This window comes from Solirhodobacter olei (genome assembly GCF_004010155.1).
Lineage (GTDB): Bacteria > Pseudomonadota > Alphaproteobacteria > Rhodobacterales > Rhodobacteraceae > Solirhodobacter > Solirhodobacter olei.
In genome coordinates this window covers 1-383 of record NZ_RRYH01000106.1, presented here as the reverse complement: position 1 = coordinate 383, position 383 = coordinate 1, and the positions used below count along the sequence as shown (strand labels likewise).

At 47.5% G+C, this 383-nt stretch carries 1 protein-coding gene; it reads left to right on the top strand.

The features are described 5' to 3' along the window. The coding region (locus EIP85_RS23130) for a hypothetical protein (protein WP_206615646.1) at positions 1–383 on the top strand (383 nt) is incomplete at both ends.

Here is a 383-nt window from a genome sequence, read left to right as displayed (position 1 = left end):
CCAGCTAACAATGGAGCAATTGCCTACAAGCAAGACTTCTCACCCAGTGGGAAAGCAGATTGACGCCAAGACTTTTGAACCGACTACTAAGGTAAGAGTTGACAAATACATAACACCAGATGGCGAGTTCTTACTGGTACCGCAACGGGAGCTGAATGCCGGCAAAACACAGTACAAGTACCGTGTGTATGACCATAACGTCACCAATTGCTTCGATTTCAATGAAGAGGCCGTTAAGCGTTACGACATGGAGGACGTTCATGTAATACGTATCCACGATAAGGATGGGGAGCTGTTTAAGGAGCTGGAGCTGCGCATGTACTGTGAGAAGCCAAAGTGTCAGCCGAATGTGGTGGCAAAGTTTGAACCTAAGCAGTGTGTGG